Annotated in this window: 14 protein-coding genes and 1 pseudogene; 5 read left to right on the forward strand and 10 right to left on the reverse strand. The window is 62.2% G+C overall.

All coding sequences use genetic code 11. The annotated features are described in order from the left end of the window. Window positions 1–53 precede the first annotated feature (53 nt). Entirely contained in the window at window positions 54–6,476 is a 6,423-nt protein-coding gene (locus tag NL154_RS19550; RefSeq protein WP_434733223.1) for a translocation/assembly module TamB domain-containing protein, read from the forward strand. A 6-nt stretch (window positions 6,477–6,482) separates the two neighbouring features. Here the strand turns inward: NL154_RS19550 and NL154_RS19555 are convergent, their stop codons facing one another. Beyond that, window positions 6,483–6,920: an Lrp/AsnC family transcriptional regulator gene (locus tag NL154_RS19555; protein ID WP_210633041.1), complete on the reverse strand. Its 438-nt coding sequence runs from the start codon at window positions 6,918–6,920 to the stop codon at window positions 6,483–6,485. A gap of 122 nt (window positions 6,921–7,042) precedes the next feature. Here NL154_RS19555 and rocF point away from each other — a divergent pair, with 122 nt between their 5' ends. The 3 genes from rocF (at window position 7,043) to NL154_RS19570 (ending at window position 9,875) form a co-directional block, all read left to right on the forward strand. Then, a complete protein-coding gene (gene rocF, locus NL154_RS19560; protein ID WP_221146049.1) occupies window positions 7,043–7,978 on the forward strand; it encodes an arginase in 936 nt (311 codons plus the stop codon). A 22-nt stretch (window positions 7,979–8,000) separates the two neighbouring features. Next, window positions 8,001–9,200: an ornithine--oxo-acid transaminase gene (gene rocD, locus NL154_RS19565; protein ID WP_210632926.1), complete on the forward strand. Its 1,200-nt coding sequence runs from the start codon at window positions 8,001–8,003 to the stop codon at window positions 9,198–9,200. Between the two features lie 198 nt (window positions 9,201–9,398). Further along, window positions 9,399–9,875, forward strand: a complete 477-nt coding sequence (locus NL154_RS19570; protein WP_064707940.1) for a chemotaxis protein CheW — start codon at window positions 9,399–9,401, stop codon at window positions 9,873–9,875. A 257-nt stretch (window positions 9,876–10,132) separates the two neighbouring features. Here the strand turns inward: NL154_RS19570 and NL154_RS19575 are convergent, their stop codons facing one another. The 9 genes from NL154_RS19575 to soxR all read right to left on the reverse strand — a co-directional run bounded on the left by NL154_RS19575 (window position 10,133) and on the right by soxR (window position 19,157). Further along, window positions 10,133–10,378, reverse strand: coding sequence for a formate dehydrogenase subunit delta (locus NL154_RS19575; protein ID WP_184454821.1), 246 nt, complete (start codon window positions 10,376–10,378; stop codon window positions 10,133–10,135). After that, entirely contained in the window at window positions 10,368–11,192 is an 825-nt protein-coding gene (gene fdhD / locus NL154_RS19580) for a formate dehydrogenase accessory sulfurtransferase FdhD (RefSeq protein WP_221154718.1), read from the reverse strand. The genes NL154_RS19575 and fdhD overlap by 11 nt, the downstream gene beginning before the upstream one ends. A 73-nt stretch (window positions 11,193–11,265) precedes the next feature. After that, the gene (gene fdhF, locus NL154_RS19585) at window positions 11,266–14,145 is read right to left on the reverse strand and encodes a formate dehydrogenase subunit alpha (RefSeq protein ID WP_210632928.1); all 2,880 of its coding nucleotides are present in this window, start codon (window positions 14,143–14,145) and stop codon (window positions 11,266–11,268) included. Window positions 14,146–14,211: 66 nt separating this feature from the next. Next, window positions 14,212–15,768, reverse strand: coding sequence for a formate dehydrogenase beta subunit (locus NL154_RS19590; RefSeq protein WP_221146053.1), 1,557 nt, complete (start codon window positions 15,766–15,768; stop codon window positions 14,212–14,214). Then, window positions 15,765–16,244: a formate dehydrogenase subunit gamma gene (locus NL154_RS19595; RefSeq protein WP_210632930.1), complete on the reverse strand. Its 480-nt coding sequence runs from the start codon at window positions 16,242–16,244 to the stop codon at window positions 15,765–15,767. The genes NL154_RS19590 and NL154_RS19595 overlap by 4 nt, the downstream gene beginning before the upstream one ends. Before the next feature lie 134 nt (window positions 16,245–16,378). After that, window positions 16,379–17,272 (reverse strand): LysR family transcriptional regulator, encoded by an 894-nt coding sequence (locus tag NL154_RS19600; protein WP_210632931.1) that lies wholly within the window; start codon window positions 17,270–17,272, stop codon window positions 16,379–16,381. Between the two features lie 78 nt (window positions 17,273–17,350). Further along, a complete protein-coding gene (locus NL154_RS19605) occupies window positions 17,351–17,689 on the reverse strand; it encodes an ArsR/SmtB family transcription factor (RefSeq protein ID WP_221146055.1) in 339 nt (112 codons plus the stop codon). A gap of 103 nt (window positions 17,690–17,792) precedes the next feature. Continuing rightward, on the reverse strand, window positions 17,793–18,563 hold the full coding sequence (locus NL154_RS19610) for an SDR family NAD(P)-dependent oxidoreductase (protein ID WP_434734116.1): 771 nt from the start codon (window positions 18,561–18,563) through the stop codon (window positions 17,793–17,795). 123 nt (window positions 18,564–18,686) lie between these two features. Next, window positions 18,687–19,157 carry a redox-sensitive transcriptional activator SoxR gene (gene soxR / locus NL154_RS19615; RefSeq protein WP_210632933.1) on the reverse strand — a complete coding sequence of 157 codons (471 nt, stop codon included), beginning with the start codon at window positions 19,155–19,157 and terminating at the stop codon, window positions 18,687–18,689. A gap of 438 nt (window positions 19,158–19,595) precedes the next feature. Here soxR and NL154_RS19620 point away from each other — a divergent pair. Next, window positions 19,596–19,712, forward strand: a pseudogene (locus NL154_RS19620) (YkoF family thiamine/hydroxymethylpyrimidine-binding protein); the annotation flags it as partial. Window positions 19,713–19,734: the final 22 nt, after the last annotated feature.

Below are 19,734 nucleotides of genomic sequence, written 5' to 3' on the forward strand. Positions count from 1 at the left end.
ATTCGGGTTCCTTCCGATCGATGGGCCGCATGAAAACGGGGTAGTCCGCGCCGATGCAAACGCTGGCAAAAATCATCAACTGGATCGTGCGGGTCACAGGCTTTGCTGTCGGCGCCATTTTGATTCTCGCTGTCGCGGCACTTGCGATCTTCGGCTTCACTTCCTTTGGCGCCCGCATCGTCACCGAAAGGATCGCCTCCACCCTTTCCAACCGCGACATGACGATCGAGGTGCGCGAACCGGAGGGGCTTTTGACCGGGGGGCTTCGCGCCGCCGAAATCTCCCTATCCGACACAAGGGGCGTTTTTGCGGAAGTTCACGGCGTGGCGATTGACTGGAACCCGCTGGCGCTGCTGACGGGAACATTCCACGCCAAGCGTTTCCAGATCGAGACGATCAGCGTGCTGCGCAAGCCGGTGCGCACCCTGCCCTCCCGGCCCAACGCAGAAAATTCCGGCGGCTTCGCACTTCCGGTTAAGGTCGATGTCGACCATGTGGCCCTGCCCGATATCAAACTCGCCGAAGCTTTTGCCGGACGCGCCTTCGCGCTCGCCGCCGAAGGCAGCCTCACGGCGGATGGCGACGGCGGCGAAGCGATGGTCAATGTCAGCCGCCACGCAGTTCCGGATGCGCGGCTTAGCGCCGATATCGCCTACGCTCCGGCCGAAAACCGGCTGCGGCTGAAGGCGCAGCTTGCCGAGCCGAAGGGTGGGCTTTTGGCGGGCTTCCTCGGCCTGCCTGGCAATCCTGCCGTCAACATCAACCTCGACGGCCAGGGACCGATATCCGACTGGACAGGCAAAATGCAGGCTGCGCTCGACGGGCAACAGCGCGCTGCAATCGAGGGCCGACATGCGATTGGCGCAGACGGGCTGCACCATCTCGATCTCAAGGGTGGCGGTGACCTGAGCTCGCTTCTTCCCGCGGCATTCCGGCCTCTTTTCGCCGGCCAGACCAATATCGACCTTGCCGCCACCTTCGACGACCATGGCAAGATCGATATCCAGACAGGCAATATCGCCACCGGCAGCGTTGTCATCGCCGCATCGGGCGCGCTTGACCCGACCGGCAACAACAGCCTGAACGCCAATCTGCTCGGCACATCCGGCCCTGTCGATTTCCGCTGGCCGCTCGCCGAAGGCGAAGCGCGCTTCCTGATATCGGGTCTGAACCTGGCTCTAACAGGCGACGCGCAGACCGCCCGATTGAGCCTCAGCGGCTCGCTCGACAGCGCAACCCTGCCGCAGGCCGATATCGGCAACGTCAAGCTGACGGCAAAGAGCGACGCCTTCAATCTTGCCGCTCGTTCCGGCAGCGTTCAGCTGCGCCTCGTGGCCGGCGACGCAACCTTTGCCGAACCGAACCTCAACCGCGCAGTTCAAGGCCCTATCACGATCGCCGCGCCGCTCCAGATTTCGCCGGGAGACATCGGCTTCAATGGCACCACCGTCGAAAGCGCCAATATCAACGGCAGCCTCAACGGTTCCTATCGGCTGGGGGACCGAGCGCTGACCGGCAATGTCAAGCTGAGCGTCGAGCCGGCGGCCCTGCCGGCCGCGGCGGCGAGCAGGTTTGATCAGCCGATCACGCTCGAAAGCCAGGTGACCGGCACTATCCCGTCGAAATTCGCGCTGTCCAACCTCGTCCTGAAATCCGGCACGCTTGAAGCCGCCGGCAACGTCGCGCTCGACGGCTCGATGTTGAACGCCGATCTCTCAGGTCGGCTGCCCGATATCGGCAAGCTGATTGCGGGTGCGAGTGGCGGAGCAGGTTACGCGCTGAGAGTCGGAGGCGAACTGCCGGCGATCTCCATGACGGCCAATCTCAAGGCTCCCAGCCTTGAGATGGCCGATCGCATGCTCGCCAACCTCAATGTCGATCTGTCGGGTATCGCCGATCCCAAGGCGCCGCAGGGGAAATTTGCGGCCACCGGCACGATCGACGGACAGCCGATCGGCATCAGCGGCGACGTCCGTTCTGAAAACGGCAGGACGAGCATTCCCGCACTGACCGCCGATATCGGCGGCAACCGGCTGACCGGCAATCTGGAGCTCTCGCCCTCCTTTGCACCCTCGGGCGCGTTGACCTTCGATTTCCCCGAGCTCGGCTTGCTGGCTGCGCTTGGCGGACAGAAAGCCGAAGGAGATCTCAAAGGGTCGCTCGGCATCGAGAGCGACGGCGGCAAGATCGCGCTCAAGCTCGTTGCGTCAGGCGCCTCGATCCGCCGCGATACGCTGGCGATCGTCAAGCCGGATATCGACATCACGGTCAGCGATCTCAGCGCCCTTGCCGCAAACGGCACGGTCAGGGCCGAGGAACTGGCTGCCGGAGCGAACAAACTTGGCGGACTTTCTCTCAGCTTTACCAAACAGCAAGACCGCACCAAATTCGACCTCGATGCTACCTATGACGGCAAACCCGTGATGGCGGACGGTACGATTGAGATGGCCGCCGGCAATATCGGCTTCAACCTCGATCGACTCTCGGCAAGCCCCCGCAACATTCCGATCGAGCTCGCTGCGCCGACGCGGGTCACGGTCACCGGCGGCGTCGCCAATCTGGACGGACTGACGTTGAAGACCGGCGCCGGCTCGGTATCGGTTACCGGTTCGGCCGGCGAGACGCTGAAGCTCGATGCCGTCATCAAGGAGCTGCCGGCGTCACTCGTCGACGGTTTCGTACCGAATCTTTCGACTGGCGGCACGATCTCGGGAACGATTGCCGTGACGGGAACGCCGGCAGCACCCATCGCCGATTTCAAACTCGACTGGAAGGATGCGACGACAGGGCAGCTTAAGGGCGCGGGCCTGACACCGCTCGGCATCACTGCCAGCGGTAAATTCGTCGACAAGAAGCTCGATTTCGACGCGACAATCGCCGGTGCCGACAGCCTGTTGCTCAAGGCCCGCGGCGACGTCGCGCTCGCTGATCCGACGGCGCCGGTATTCGATATCAACGCCGATATCCTCAACCTGCCTGCGCAGGTCGCCAATGGTTTCGTTTCCGATCTCGCCGCCGAAGGCGCGATCACGGGAAAGGTGACCGCCTCCGGTTCCCTTAAGGCTCCAACCGCCAATTTCGACATCGCCTGGAAAAGCGCCGCGACGCGCCACACGAAGCGCGCCGGCCTCGCGGCTCTTGATGTGACCGCATCTGGCAAATTCGTGGACAACAAGCTCGATTTCGGCGCCGCAGCCATCGGCGCCGACAGGCTCTCGCTCAAGGCAAACGGCAACGTGGATATCGCCGGGACGACGATCGGTGACGTCAAGGTCGACGCAACACTGGACAATATCCCGGCAGCTATTGCCAACGGCTTCGTTCCCGATCTCGCAGCAGAAGGCACGCTCTCCGGAACGGTCGCGGCCAGCGGGCTGCTTGCAGCCCCGACCGCCGATTTCGATCTCCATTGGCTAAACGCCGCGACGAGCCACACGAAACGGGCCGGCCTCGCCGGTCTTGGCGTCACCGCGTCCGGAAAATTCACCGACAACAAACTTGATTTCGACGCCGCGATTGCCGGCGCCAACAACCTCTCGCTGAACGCGAACGGCAATGCCGCCGTTACCGGCACGACGATCAGCGCGGTCGCGGCCGATGCGACACTGTCAAATGTCCCGGCAAGCCTGGCAAACAGCTTCGTCGCCGATCTCGCTGCCGAAGGCACGGTCTCGGGGAGGCTCTCGGCTGCGGGCTCGCTTTCCGCCCCGACCGCCAATTTCGACCTCAATTGGAAAGACGCCGCGACGAGCCACACGAAGCGTGCCGGCCTTGCCGCTCTCGACATTACCGCATCGGGGAAATTTGCCGATAACAAGCTGGATTTCAACGCGGCCGCCGGTGGCGATCAAGGTCTCGCATTGAAGGCCATGGGCAACGTCGCTCTTGCTGGTACGACGATCGACAGTATGAAAGTCGATGCCGAAATCGTCAAACTCCCCGCCGCTCTCGCCAATGCCTTCGTCCCCGATCTTGCGGCCGGCGGCATGATATCCGGCACGCTCTCGGCAGCAGGAACACCCGCTGCACCCAAGGCCGATTTCAAGCTCGACTGGGCGGATGCCGCAACCAGCCACACCAGAAGCGCGCATCTTTCCGGCCTCGCGCTTGCCGCATCGGGACACCTCGTCGACAACAAGCTCGCCTTTAACGCCAATCTTGGCGGCAAGGACGGCCTCTCGCTGAATGCCGCGGGCAATGTGGCGATATCGGGTGCCTCGGTCCGCAACCTCGACGTCAAGGCCGATCTCGTCAATCTGCCAGCAGCCCTTGCCAACGGCTTTGTTCCGGGTCTTGCCGCGGAGGGCATGGTGTCGGGAACGGCATCCGCCTCAGGCGCGCTGCCAAGACCCGCCGTCGATTTCAAGCTCGACTGGAAGAACGCCGCCACCGCGCAGACCAGGAGCAGCGGCTTGTCGGGTTTGAGCGCCGTGGCCTCCGGCAAGTTCGCCAATGACAGGGTCGATTTCGATGCCAGCCTTGCCGGCAAGGAGGGCATGTTGGCCAAGGCGGCGGGTGGCTTGACGATCGCGGGAACGGCCATCCGCGACCTTTCGATCAATGCCGACATTCCGGCGCTGCCGGCAAATATCGCCAATGCCTTTGTTCCCGGCCTTGGTGCTGAAGGCACACTGTCGGCGAGCGCCCAGACATCGGGAACGCCGGCAGACCCGATCGTCGATTTCAAGCTCAACTGGAAAGATGCCGCGACCAGCCACACCAAGGCCGCCGGCCTCTCCCGGCTTGCCTTGGCGGCGACGGGAAAATATGCCGGCGACCGACTGGATTTCGATGCCGACCTCAGCGGCGGCGGCGGCATTTCGCTGAAGGCCGCCGGTAATTTGTCCATTGCAGGCACAACGATCCGATCGATCGACGTCACCGCGAACGCTGCCAATGTTCCGGCCGCCATCGCCAACGGCTTTGTTCCGGGCATCGGAGCCGAGGGTACCATCTCGGCGACGGCCAAAGCGACGGGCACGCTGTCCTCACCCGCCGTCGATTTCAAGGTCGACTGGAAGAATGCCGCGACGAGCCAGACGAAAGGCGCCGGTCTTTCGCCGTTCAGCATCGGGGCATCCGGCAAGCTTGCCGACAACAGGCTGACGGTCGACACCAGCCTGGCCGGCGACGCCGGCATGTCGCTGAAGGGCGGCGGCAGCGTGGTGATATCGGGCAACCGCGCCATCGACATGCGCTTCAACGGCAATGTTCCTTTCGCCGTGCTTGGCGCGCCGCTCGCACAGCAGGGCTTTGTCGCCGACGGTGTCGCCAACGTCGATCTTAAGATTGGCGGAACGGCCGCAGCACCCATCATCAACGGCACTGTCTCGACATCAGGGGCCAAGCTCGTCGACGTCAGGCGCAATCTTGCCATCAACAATGTCGCAGCCATCGTCACCTTCAATGGCAACCAGGCCGTCATCTCGCGCCTCAGCGGCAATCTTGGCGGCGGCGGCACGATTTCGGCAAGCGGCACCATCGGCATCCAGCCCGCCGGCGGCTTTCCCGCCGACATTTCGATCAAGCTCGACAAGGCCGTCTATGTCGACGGAACGCTCGTCGTCTCCACCGTCAACGGGGCAGTCGGCCTGCGCGGGCCGATCATGAGCGCGACGCTGAGCGGTAAGCTGCGGCTGGACAAGACCTCGATCACCGTCCCGGAGAGATTGCCGACCTCGCTGCGTGAAATCGACATCCGGCATAAGAATGCACCGCGAGCAGTGCTGGCGCAGCTGCGCGATGAAGGCAAGCAAAAGCCGGGCGAAAAGTCCTCCGTTATCACGCTCGACCTCGAAATCGATGCGCCCTCGCAGATCTTCGTGCGCGGCCGCGGCATCGATGCCGAGCTTGGAGGCCGCGTGACGATCCGCGGAACGGCGGCAGCACCCATCGTCACCGGCGGCTTTACGATGCGCCGCGGACGGCTGACCATTCTCAATCGCCGCCTCAATTTCTCCGACAAGAGCAAAATCACCTTTGCCGGCGACCTGACGCCAGCGCTCGACATGGAAGCGACCTCCACCTCCGGCACGACGACCCTGACGGTCGATGTCTCAGGCCTTGCCACCGATCCTTCGATCACCTTTTCCTCTTCGCCCCAGCTGCCGCAGGACGAGGTGCTGGCGCAGCTGATCTTCGGCCAGTCGATGTCGAAGCTGTCGCCGGTGCAGATCGCCCAGCTCGCCGACGCGGTCAGCCAGCTGGCCGGCAACCGCTCCACTTCGCTTTTCGAGGGTCTGCGCAACCAGCTCGGCGTTGACGATTTCGACGTCAGCACCGACGAGAAGGGCCAGACGAGTGTCAGCGTCGGCCGCTATCTCAACGACCGTACCTATTTCGAATTGCAGCAGGGCGGCTCGGCCGGCGCCAAGGCCATCATCAATCTCGATGTCGGCCGCGGTGTCAAATTGCGGGGAGCCGCCGGCGGCAATGGCGCCGGCGAAGCAGGCATCGTCTATGAACGGGAATATTGAAGCGGCTTAGAAACCCGTCTTGCTCGTTTTGAGAAGAATGTTGGTCTCGGTCGAATTGATGCCGTTGATCAACCTGATTCGACGCAGCGTCTCGTCAAAGGCGGCAAGATCGCGGTCCTCCAGCTCGGCGACGAAATCCCATTTGCCGTTGGTGCTGTGAAGCGCGCGCACCTGCGGCAGGCCCCTGAGCTGATCGGCCACCCTGTCGGCGAGCTTGCCGAGCACCTCGATCATGACGATAGCGCGCACGCCGGCGGATCGCGTCTCGTGACTGGTGCGGATGGTGAAGCCGACGATGGTGCCGCTGACGACCAGCCGGTCGATACGGGCCGCGACCGTTGCCCGCGATGCACCGGTCATCGCCGCCAGCGACGAGACGGACATGCGGGCATTGTGGCGAAGGGCACTCAGAAGTTCGGTATCGAGATCGTCCACGTCGAACACTTTGTCAAAATAGCTTTACCAATCTGCGCAATCATAATCCATTTCTGGCACTTTTCCATCTTTTTGCCGCCAGCCCTTTATCCCACTATCGGCCGAAACAGGCCTCAACACGGAGCCATCGAATGAATGCGCAATCGCGATCTGTCACCCTCATCGGCGCACCCTTGGAAGAAGGTTCGGGTCGCAGAGGCGCCGCCATGGGGCCGGCGGCGCTGCGGATTGCCGGCGTCGACCAGACCCTAATTGATCTCGGCCACGACGTCGCCGATATCGGCGATCTCTCCATCGTGCCCGCGATGGATCTGCCGAATCATCCGAAAGCCCACAATCTGAGGATCGTCGGTGCCTTCACCCGCGCATTGGAAAGCAGCGTCTATGACGTCGCCGCCGCCGGCCGCTTTCCGCTGATTCTCGGCGGCGATCACAGCCTGTCGATGGGCAGCGTCTCCGGCATGGCGCGTTATGCCGCCAGCAAGGAGCGCCCGCTCTTCGTGCTCTGGCTCGATGCCCATGCCGACTTCAACTCTCCGGCCACGTCGCCCTCCGGCAATATGCACGGCATGCCCGTTGCCTTCTTCTGCGGCGAGGCGGAGTTCGCCGAAATCCTCCCGAAGAACCGGCCCTTCGTCGACCCGAAGAATGTCTTCCAGGTCGGTATCCGTTCGGTCGATGCGCGCGAGCGCGAGGAAATCCATGAACACGGCGTCAACGTTTTCGATATGCGCGCCATCGACGAGCAGGGCATCGGCGCTATCATGCGGGAGATTCTCGCTGTTGTCGCCAAGGCCAACGGCCTGCTGCATGTCAGCCTCGATCTCGATTTCCTCGATCCCGACATCGCCCCCGGCGTCGGTACGACGGTGCCCGGCGGTGCGACCTTCCGCGAGGCGCATCTTGTCATGGAAATGCTTTCGGACAGCGGCCTCGTCTCGTCGCTCGATCTCGTCGAGCTCAATCCGTTTCTCGATGATCGCGGCAAAAGCGCCCGCATCCTGGTGGAACTGACGGCAAGCCTGTTCGGCCGCCGCATCTTCGATCGTCCGACACGTGCCGCATAGACAAGGCTGAGGGAGAAGCGCCATGAACACTTCGGAAAAACTGATCGCCACGGAACAGCGGCTCGGCGCTCACAACTATAAGCCGCTCGACGTGGTGCTCACGCGCGGCGAAGGCGTGTATGTCTGGGATACCGACGGCAACCGTTATCTCGATTGCCTCTCGGCCTATTCTGCCGTCAATCAGGGCCATTGCCACCCGAAAATCCTAGCCGCCATGATCGAGCAGGCCGGCAGATTGACGCTCACCTCTCGCGCCTTCCGCAACGACCAGCTCGCCCATCTCTACGAGGAGCTTGCCGCACTTACGGGCTCGCACAAGATCCTGCCGATGAATTCAGGCGCTGAAGCGGTGGAGACCGCCATCAAGGCGGTGCGCAAGTGGGGTTATGAGGTCAAGGGCGTACCTGAAGGCAAGGCGGAGATCATCGTCTGCGCCGACAATTTCCATGGTCGCACGCTGAGCATCATCAGTTTCTCCACAGATCCCGACGCCCGCACTGGCTTCGGCCCCTACACGCCTGGCTTCCGCATCATTCCCTTCGGCGATGCCGAGGCATTCAAGGCCGCGATCAACGGCAATACCGTGGCAGCCCTGATCGAGCCGATTCAGGGCGAAGCCGGCGTTATCATCCCGCCGGCCGGTTACTTTACCCGTATCCGGGAACTCTGCACTGATAACAACGTGACTCTGATCCTCGATGAGATCCAGACCGGCCTCGGCCGCACCGGCAAGCTGCTGGCCGAGGAGCACGAAAGCATAGAGGCCGATGTCACGCTGATCGGCAAGGCGCTTTCCGGCGGCTTCTATCCCGTATCCGCCGTCCTTTCCAATTCCGAGGTGCTGGGCGTGCTGAAGCCCGGCCAGCACGGCTCGACCTTCGGCGGCAATCCGCTCGCCTGCGCGGTGGCGCGCACGGCCCTCAAGGTGCTCGTGGAGGAAGGCATGATCGACAATGCCGCCGCGATGGGTGATTATTTCATCGAAGGCTTGAGGTCGATCCGCTCCAACATTGTCAGGGAGGTGCGCGGTCGTGGCCTGATGATGGCGATCGAGCTGGAGCCCGAAGCCGGCGGCGCGCGGCAATATTGCCATGCGCTGAAGGAGCGCGGCCTTCTCGCCAAGGACACCCATGACCACACGATCCGCCTCGCTCCGCCACTTGTTATAACGAGGGAGCAGGTCGATTGGGCCGTCTCGCGGATCGAAAAAACGATCGGCTGAAATAGATCGGGGCGGAAAAGCTTCACGCTTCCATTCCCGATTTAGATTTGGGCAACACTCTTCCGTTAATGTCGTTGCTAACCGTAACGATGCTTTGCCAAGTGCAAAGTCATCGCGTGGTGTGAAGGCAAAGCTCGTTGGCGCCAATGGTGGCGCACCCGCTTCTGCTTTGGCTTACGACAGTTGGGAAGAATTCTAATGGCCACGATCAATTCCACTAGCTTCAGCGGCGATACGCTCGAGATCATTGCCTTCCGCCTGCATGATCAGGAATTTTGCGTCAAGACTACGACCATTCGCGAAATCCGCGGCTGGGCGCCTTCGACGCCGATCCCGCATTCGCCGGCCGATGTCATCGGAGTCATGAACCTGCGCGGTTCGGTGATCCCGATCATTGATCTCGCCTATAAGCTCGGCATGAAGAGCACCGTTGCCAACGAACGCAGCGCCATCGTGGTCGCGGAAGTTCACAGCATGGTCATCGGCATGCTCGTCGACCGCGTCTCGGACATTCTCACCATCTCGTCGAGCCAGGTCCAGCCGGTGCCCGAGGTGACCGCCTCCTTCGACCGCGCTTTCTGCGAAGGCATCATCGCTTCCGAAAACGGCATGATCTGCTTCCTGAACCTCGCGAAGATGTTCAAGGAAAACGAGACGGATGAACTGGCCGCCTGATCTGCCAGAACAATGGGATATCGGAAAACCGCCGCTCTTGGCGGTTTTTTATTGCTTGCCATCGGAAATCTAGACTTGCTTGTCTGGTCGTGATCATCGTGCTCTTGGCGGCGGGCGGCGTTATTTTCCGGCGCGCAAAGGACGCTGTAACACTTCGAACTTCGTATATTTTAAATCGATTAGATTTCATGACGTATGCAGTGGCGCATGACCAGGCAGCTTGCTGCTGCCTCCCCTCCGGCAGATGCCACTTTGGATTACCGGACCTGGTTTGCCTCCGCCTCCGGCTTGCGGATCATGGGAGCGGCCTGAAGCACGAGTGCATCCAGACCGTTCTCCTCTTTCTCGAGAATTTCAAACAATTGCCGCCGCATGCGCGGCTCCCAGAATTTGTTGATGTGCGTGGCGACCCCTTGCGCGGCCTCGTTTTGCGGCTGGCTCTTGAAAAAGGTGGCGATCTGATTTGCCATATAGACAAGCTTGGTTTTGGTATCATGCGACATCGGCGATGCTTCCGGGCAAGATGCGGTGCGGGTGTGTGAAAATCTCGAAATCCTCGCCGCGCACCAGCGCGACGAGCGTCATGCCGGCCTCTTCGGCCGTGCGGATGGCAAGGGCTGTCGGCGCTGAAATGGCGATGAGCGTGGGGCTGCCGAGGATCGCCGCCTTCTGCACCATCTCGACCGACAGCCGGCTGGTGACGACGACCGCGCCGTTTCCGCCGCTTTCGTCGGCGCGGATGACGGCGCCGCAGAGTTTGTCCAGCGCGTTGTGGCGGCCAACATCTTCACGGACCGCAATGAGCCCGCCGCCGGGAAGATAGAATCCAGCGCCATGTACGGCCCGCGTCTGCCGATGCAGCGGCTGCGCCTCGTTCAGAAGCGAAACGGCCCGAACGATATCCGCGTGAGACAGCGTCAACGGCGATGTCGAGACGTTGGGCACCGGCCGCACTGCCTGTTCGATCGATTCGATGCCGCAGAGCCCGCAGCCGACCGGGCCGGCCATGCTGCGGCGGCGCGCCCGCAGCCGATCGGCGACGTCGTCGGCAAGGCTGACCTGCACGTCAACGCCCTGCTCGCCCTCGACGATCTCGATGGCGGATATCTCCGCCGGCTTGGCGATAATTCCTTCCGTCAGGCTGAAACCGACGGCGAAATCCTCAAGATCCGCGGGTGTCGCCATCATCACCGCATGCGAACTGCCGCCATAGGAAAAGGCGATCGGCACTTCCTCGGGCACCATGCGCGAACCGCTGTGCATGACGCCGTTGCGGCGGGCGGTTTCGGGAGCACGGGCGGTGGTGGCGAAAGTCATCACGGACGCCTCCTCTTCTCCCCTAGGAGAGGAAGGAGGATCTTGCCGACAACGCCAAATCGCCCCTGCATCGTCACTCCGCCGCTTCGAGCTTGCCGGCGATGCGGCGCGATTGCCGCGCCTGCTCGTCATATTCGAGCTGCCAGTCGCTCGGCCCGTTCGACGGCGAGACCTGCACCGCCGTCACCTTGTATTCCGGGCAGTTGGTCGCCCAGTCGGAAAAGTCGGTGGTGACGACGTTGGCCTGCGTATTGGGGTGATGGAAGGTCGTATAGACGACGCCCGGCGCGACACGATCGGTGATCAGCGCCCGGAGCGTGGTGTCGCCGGAGCGGCTGGCGAGCTTCACCCAGTCGCCATCGCGGACGCCGCGCTGTTCGGCATCGTGCGGGTGGATCTCCAGCCGGTCTTCCGCGTGCCAGACGACATTCTCCGTCCGCCGGGTCTGCGCTCCGACATTATACTGGCTGAGAATGCGGCCAGTGGTGAGCAGCAGCGGGAAGCGCGGGCCGGTGCGTTCGTCGGTCGCCACATATTCAGTGCGGATGAACTTGCCCTTGCCGCGCACGAAACCGTTGACATGCATGATCGGCGACCCGAGCGGGTTCTTCTCGTCGCAGGGCCACTGCACCGAACCCATCTTGTCGAGGTAATCGTAGGAAACAAGCGCGAAACTCGGCGTCGTCGCGGCAATTTCATCCATGATCTCCGACGGATGGGCATAATTCCAGTCGAGTCCCATGGTATGGGCAAGCTTCTGCGTCACCTCCCAGTCGCCATAGCCGTTGCGCGGCGTCATCACTTTGCGAACGCGGTTGATGCGCCGCTCGGCATTGGTGAAGGTGCCGTCTTTCTCGAGGAAGGTCGAGCCCGGCAGGAAGACATGGGCGTAGTTGGCAGTCTCGTTGAGGAACAGGTCCTGCACGACGACGCATTCCATCGCCGCCAGCCCTGCGGCGACATGTTTCGTATCGGGATCGGACTGGAGAATGTCCTCGCCCTGGACGTACAGGCCCTTGAACGAGCCGTCGACCGCCGCATCCAGCATGTTCGGAATGCGCAGACCCGGCTCGTTGTTGAGCTTCACGCCCCAGAGCTTTTCGAAGATATCGCGCGTCGCATCGTCGGAAATGTGCCGGTAGCCCGGCAGCTCGTGCGGGAAGGAGCCCATGTCGCAGGAACCCTGCACATTGTTCTGGCCGCGCAGCGGATTCACGCCCACGCCCGGGCGGCCGATATTGCCGGTCGCCATCGCCAGGTTGGCGATCGCAATCACCGTGGTCGAGCCCTGGCTGTGTTCGGTGACACCGAGGCCGTAATAGATCGCACCATTGCCGCCCTTGGCATAGAGCCTTGCCGCACCGCGCAGATCCGCCGCCGGAACGCCAGTGAAAGCCTCCGTCTGTTCGGGACTATGCTGCGGCTCAGCGACGAAAGCCGCCCAGTCCTCAAATTCCGACCAGTCGCAGCGCTCGCGGATGAATGCCTCGTCGTAGAGCCCTTCGGTGACGATCACATGCGCCAGCGCCGTCATCACTGCGACATTGGTGCCCGGCTTCAGCGGCAGGTGGTAGGAAGCCTCGACATGTGGCGACCGGACGATATCGGTGCGGCGCGGATCGATGACGATGAGCTTCGCCCCCTGGCGCAGCCGCTTCTTCAGCCGCGACCCGAACACCGGATGGCCGTCCGTCGGGTTGGCGCCGATGATGACGACGACATCGGATTGTTCGACACTGTCGAAATTCTGCGTGCCGGCCGAGGTCCCGAATGTCTGGCCGAGACCGTAGCCGGTCGGCGAGTGGCAGACGCGGGCGCAGGTATCGACATTGTTGTTGCCGAAACCGGCGCGGACCAGCTTCTGCACCAGATAGGTTTCCTCATTGGTGCAGCGCGAGGAGGTGATGCCGCCGATCGCGTCGCGGCCATACTGATATTGGATGCGGCGGAACTCCGACGCCACATGCGCGAAGGCCTCGTCCCAGCTCACCTCCCGCCAGGGATCGCTGACCTTTTCGCGGATCATCGGGTTGAGGATGCGGTCTTTGTGAGTGGAATAACCGTAGGCGAAGCGGCCCTTGACGCACGAATGCCCGCGATTGGCCTGTCCGTCCTTCCACGGCACCATCCGCACCAGTTCCTCGCCGCGCATCTCCGCCTTGAAGGAGCAGCCGACGCCGCAATAGGCGCAGGTGGTGACGGCCGAATGCTCCGGCTGGCCGATCTCGATCACCGATTTCTCCGTCAGCGTCGCCGTCGGACAGGCCTGGACGCAGGCGCCGCAGGAAACGCATTCGGAATCCATGAAATTCTCATGCATGCCGGGTGACACGCGGGAACCGAAACCGCGCCCCTCGATCGTCAGCGCGAAAGTGCCCTGCACTTCCTCGCAGGCGCGTACGCAGAGCGAACAGACGATGCATTTCGAGGGATCATAGGTGAAATAGGGATTGGACTCGTCCTTCGGCATCCATTTCAGATTGATGTCGCCGTTGCCGCGCGCCTTGACGTGATTGTCGCCCTCATAGCCGTAGCGCACGTCGCGCAGGCCGACAGCGCCGGCCATATCCTGCAACTGGCAATCGCCATTGGCAGCGCAGGTGAGACAGTCGAGCGGATGATCGGAAATATAAAGCTCCATCACGCCGCGGCGGATATCCTTCAATCGTCCCGTCTGCGTGTGCACCACCATGTTTGCCGCCACCGGCGTCGTGCAGGAGGCTGGCGTGCCGGCGCGGCCCTCGATCTCGACGAGACAGAGCCGGCAGGAGCCGAAGGCATCGACCATGTCAGTAGCGCAGAGCTTCGGCACCTCGATACCGGCTTCCATCGATGCGCGCATGATGGAGGTGCCCTCCGGCACGCTGATCTGCTGCCCATCAATGGTGAGCCTCACCATGGTTTCGGATTTCGAAGCGGGAGTGCCGTAGTCGATTTCATGGATGAGAGACATGGTCGGCCTCCTGTACGGAAATGGAATTGAGCAAGTCACGGCATGCGACTGTAGCTTGGAAGATCATCACTCAGCCGCCTCCACGACCGGCGCCGGCGCGAAATCTTCCGGGAAATGCGTCATGGCGCTCACCACGGGATAGGGCGTGAAACCGCCGAGCGCACAGAGCGACCCGAATTTCATGGTATTGCAGAGATCGCCAAGCAGCACCCGGTTCTTCTCCGGCTCGATGCCGCGCGCGATTTTGTCGACCGTCTCGACGCCGCGGGTCGAACCGATGCGGCAGGGCGTGCATTTGCCGCAGCTTTCGACGGCACAGAATTCCATGGCGAAACGCGCCTGCTTCAGCATATCGGCCGTGTCGTCGAAGACAACGACGCCGGCGTGGCCGATGAGCCCGTCCTTGGCGGCGAAGGTTTCGTAGTCGAAAGGCGTATCGAACAGAGCCCGCGGGAAATAGGCGCCCAATGGTCCGCCGACCTGCACGGCCTTGACCGGTCGGCCGGTCCTCGTGCCGCCGCCGATCCTGTCGACGATCTCGCCGAGCGAAAGACCGAAGGCGGTCTCATAGAGGCCGCCATATCTGACATTGCCGGCGATCTGCAGCGGAATGGTGCCGCGCGAGCGGCCCATACCGAAATCGCGGTAGAAGGCGGCCCCCTTCTCCAGGATGACAGGCACCGAGGCAAGTGAGATCACATTGTTGATGACGGTCGGACAGTCGAACAGGCCCTTATGCGCCGGCAGCGGCGGCTTGGCGCGCACGATGCCGCGCTTGCCTTCCAGACTGTTCAAGAGAGCCGTTTCCTCACCGCAGACATAGGCGCCGGCGCCGGTGCGCACCTCGATATCGAAGGCGCGACCCGAACCAAGCACTGACGGCCCGAGAATGCCGGCCTGCCGGGCAATGCCGATGGCCTCGCTCATCACGGCGATCGCATGCGGATATTCCGAACGGGTATAGACGAACCCCTTCGTGGCGCCGGTCGCAAGCCCTGCAATCGCCATGCCCTCGATCAGCACGAAGGGATCGCCCTCCATGATCATCCTGTCGGCGAAGGTGCCGCTATCACCTTCGTCGGCGTTGCAGACGATATATTTGCGTTCGCCGCTGGCATCGAGAACCGTCTTCCACTTGATGCCCGTGGGAAAACCGGCACCGCCGCGTCCGCGCAGGCCGGAATCCGTGACTTCCTTGACGATTTCGACAGGCGTCATCAAAACGGCGCGGCGAAGGCCGGCAAGGCCGCCATGCGCCTCATAATCGCCAAGCGAAAGCGGGTCGGTGATGCCACAGCGGGCGAAGGTCAGGCGGGTCTGTTCCTTCAGGAAGGGGAGGTCTTCAACCCCCCCGAGACAGAGCGGGTGGCCGCCGCCGTTCATCATTCCGGCGTCAAACAGAGCAGGCACATCCCTTGCCTTCACCGGCCCGTAGCCGATGCGCCTGCCGGCGGCCTCGACCTCGACCAGCGGTTCCAGCCAGAACATTCCGCGCGAGCCGTTGCGCACGATCTCTGCATCGAAGCCGCGGGCGGCGATCTCCTGGGCAATCGCCTTTGCCACCTTTTCGGCCCCGAGCGCCAGCGCAGCGGCATCGCGCGGAACATAGATCTTGACTGTCATCGACGTGCCTCCGCAACGAGTTCCGCCACCAGCTGATCGTCGAGCCGGCCATAAACCTCGCCGTCGAGCATCGCCGACGGGGCGCAGGCACAAAGGCCGAGACAGTAGACCGGCTCCAGCGTCACGGCGCCGTCGAGCGTCGTCTGATGAAAATCGATGCCCAGCAGCGCCTTGACGCGTTCAGCCAACGCATCGCCGCCCGTCGACTGACAGGCCTCGGCGCGACAGAGCTTCAGCACGTGGCGGCCGGCGGGATGGTCGCGATAATCGTGATAGAATGTCATCACCCCGTGCACTTCGGCGCGCGAGAGGTTCAATTCCTCCGCAATCACAGGCAGGGCTTCCTGCGGCACATAACCGAATTCTCGCTGAACCTCGTGCAGAATGGGAAGCAGCGGTCCCTCAAGGAAGCGCAGGTCGGCGACGATGGTCCGTGTACGCGCTGCGATATCGCCTCCGGCGATATGAATGGTCATCAGGCGGCCCTCCCGGCGGCTTGCTCGTTTCGGGATGGCAGGCCTCCCCAGCCGAGCGCCATCGTGCAGACAACATCTCAGGGAAGCCGATGACGATCAATAAAGCTATTTCGTGGAATGATAGGTTTTTTCTATCAAAGCTCCTCATCCCGCACGAGCACTCTCGCTTCGTGCAATAGGGCCGAAACGAGCGGGGTGAAGGGCTCGCGATAAGGCGCGACAAGACCGACCAGATGATGCGCCTCAGGCTCGACGATCGGAATCATCCGGATTTCCACGGGAAAACCAAAGGATTTCGCGACGTTGCGCGGCATGATACTCGCCCAGCGACCGGTCCTGACATGCGAGAACAGCACGATCATCGAATTGGATTCTAGCGTCGGATGCACCGTGGCGCCGGCTTCCGTCAGGTGCCGGTTGATGATGCGGCGGTTCTGCATGTCGGCTGTCAATAGACAAAGCCGAAGATCGCCGACTTCCCGCCAAGTCACGTTGTCGCGATCGGAAAGCGGGCTGCCTGCGGCCGTGATCAGATTGTAGCGCTCGGCATAGAGGGGCACGGTCGTAACGCGGCCAAGCGGTTCATTTTCTAGGTAGGTGATGCCGGCCTCGATTTCGAGATTTTCCAGCATGCTCAGCACCTGCAGCGAGTTCCGCGAGACGATCGAGAAGGTCACTCCGGGATGTCGTTCCTGAAAGGGCGTAGTGATGCGCGAAAGCATGGCGAGCGCGGTCGGAATGGCAGCGAGGCGGATGTGGCCGGAAAGACCACGGCGGGCGGCGCGCATTTCCTCGCGCATGGTGCGGGCGTCGCCGACGATGCGCCGCGCCCATTCAAGCACCCGCTGCCCCTCCGGCGTCAGCCCTTGAAAACGCGAGCCGCGCTGCACCAGCATGACACCAAGCTGGTCTTCAAGCTGCCGGATGGCGGCCGAAAGTGTCGGTTGCGAGATCCCGCACTCCTCGGCGGCGCGGCCGAAATGCTTTTCGTTGGCAAGGGCGATGAAAAATTCCAGCTTGTCGATCATCCGGTCTCCCGATCCGGCGCGAAATCATCCGGATCAGCCTATCTTCGACGCAGCAACCGTGCTCCGCAAGGGCGGGTGCTAATTGTTTTCTGCAGGAAAAAGATCGAACAGCGATTCGAGGAAGGCAAGCACGCTCGTATTGCCGATACGGTAATAGACGAGCCTGCCCTGACGGCGCGTATTGACAAGGCCTTCGAGCCTCAAACGCGCGAGCTGCTGCGAGACCATCGCCTGCTGAATGCCGAGGATATTTTCGATTTCACCCACCGTCCGCTCCTCGGTCGCGAGTATGCAAAGAATTAGAAGTCGGGTCTGGTGCGCCAGCGCCTTCAGCAGATCGCTCGCCTCACGAGCGTTTCCAGCGAGTTTGTGCAATTCCTGACCGGACATTCCCGGCTCGGGCTTGGGCAATGGCATTCGACATCTCGGAAGGGAAGCGAAAAGGCAGATCAGCCCAATAGCATATTCGCACACGCGAATTTGCCAAAAGTGATCAAATGTCAAAAAAGGTCTAACTAAATCAGCAGATAAGCTGGCCGCCATTGATCTCGAGGACCTGGCCGGTAATGTATCCGGAGAGGGAGGGTGCCGCCAGGAACAGATAGGCCGGAGCGCAATCCTCCGCTGTGCCCAGCCGCTGCAAGGGAATAGACTTTCTCGTCTGCTCCAGCTTTTCGCGGGAAGAATAGCGCTCATGGAAATCCGTCTCGATCGTTCCGGGCGAGACACAATTGACGCGGATGCCATCCGGCGCAAGCTCGCGGGCAAGCGCCTTGGAATAGGTTGAAATGAAGGCTTTCGAGGCGGAATAGATCGAAGAACCGGGGCTGCCGCCGGTCAGCGCGGAAATTGAAACGGTGTTGACGATGGCAGCGCCTTCCGCCGCCTTCAATGCCGGTAGCAACGCACGCGTCAGCGCCACCGCCGACGTCTGGTTCAAACGCACGATCGCCTCATAATCTGCGTCGGTCAGTGTGGCAGCCGGAAAACGGCCGAGCATGGTGCCGGCGTTATTGACGAGCACATGCACCTTGTCGAAGAAGGCGAGCGCATTTTCGGCAAATTGCGCAGCGCCGCCAACGGCGGTGAAATCGGCGTGCAGCAACAGCGCCCGTCTTTCGGATTCAGCCGTCAGCAGAAAATCCGGCAGCTCGCGTCCCGGTTTGCGCCCGATATGGACGATCACCTTTGCGCCGCAGTCCAAGAACTGCCGGGCCACTTCGAGGCCGATGCCCCGCCCGGCGCCGGTCACGATGACATTGCGATTCTCGAATAGTCTCGGATGGAACACGAAGCCGTCCTCCTCGCGGACAATGCCGCCTGTTGCGCCATTCGCCCTTAACATATGAGCGCGCCGGCCGAAAGAAAGGCGGCATCATCTTTCCGCGAGAGGCTAGAGCTTTTCCCTGAAAGCTCATATGTCGATTTCGGTCTCCAGCAGCCGTGCGCCTGGCCCCTCCTCGCCGAGCCGATCGAAGGGATTGCGCAACGGACAGCTTTCGATCGACAGGCAGCCGCAGCCGATGCAGCCGGTCAGGCGGTCTCGCAGCAGGCTCAGCCGCCTGATTCGCGCGTCGAGTTCATCCTTCCAGCGCGCCGACAGCGTCTGCCAGTCGGCAACCGTCGGCGTGCGTCCCTGCGGCAGGGAGGCAAATGCCGTCTGGATTTCCGAAAGCGGTATGCCAACACGTTGCGCCACCTTGATGATGCCGAGCCGGCGAAGCACATCGCGTCCGTATCGCCGCTGATTGCCGCGCGTGCGGATACTCGAAATCAGCCCCTTGGCTTCGTAGAAATGCAGTGCCGAGACGGCAAGACCACTGCGTTGCGCCACTTCGCCGACTGTCAGAAGCCTGCCGAGCGGCGTCGCAGAAATCCTATTCATCGCCCATTGACCTCAATATTAGTTGAGGTTTTATAACCCCTGCTCCCCCGGCCGTAAAGCGCGAGGGCGCAGGAAGGAGCGACAGCGAGATCATCCGGTCGATACGAAGCTGAAATGATGGCATCGGCGCTTGTCCGCCCTGGTACCGATCGCCCCTGCCGATATAGCCGCCCGAGAGGCGAGCGCTCGGGTTCCGTTCCCGGCAGGTACGGAACCTCGGAAAACACCCGGACAGGACCTCGTCCGGGTGTTTTTTCATCTGCGCCCCGTCCCGGCCGGCCGGACGGGTTTGTAATTTTGCGGTTGCGGCAACAAAACCCCGATGATAGTTTTCGCCGAATGACAGGGGAGCTCTGTATCGCCGGGGCTGAGATGCGAGGCGCAAGCCTCCGGACCCTTCTAAGCTGATCTGGGTAATGCCAGCGGAGCGAGGTCCAAATGTGTTCCGGCGCGCAAGTGTCACTCTACCCGACGTCCGGCAATTCCGCCGGCATCCCTCTCGATGCCGTCAAGGCAACCGCCCCCAATCGCGGTAGGCTGCGCATCGAGACCGATGTCCTCGACAGGTTTGCGCTAA

It is taken from the genome of Rhizobium sp. YTUHZ044, from assembly GCF_051123975.1.
In the GTDB taxonomy this organism is placed as follows: Bacteria; Pseudomonadota; Alphaproteobacteria; order Rhizobiales; family Rhizobiaceae; genus Rhizobium.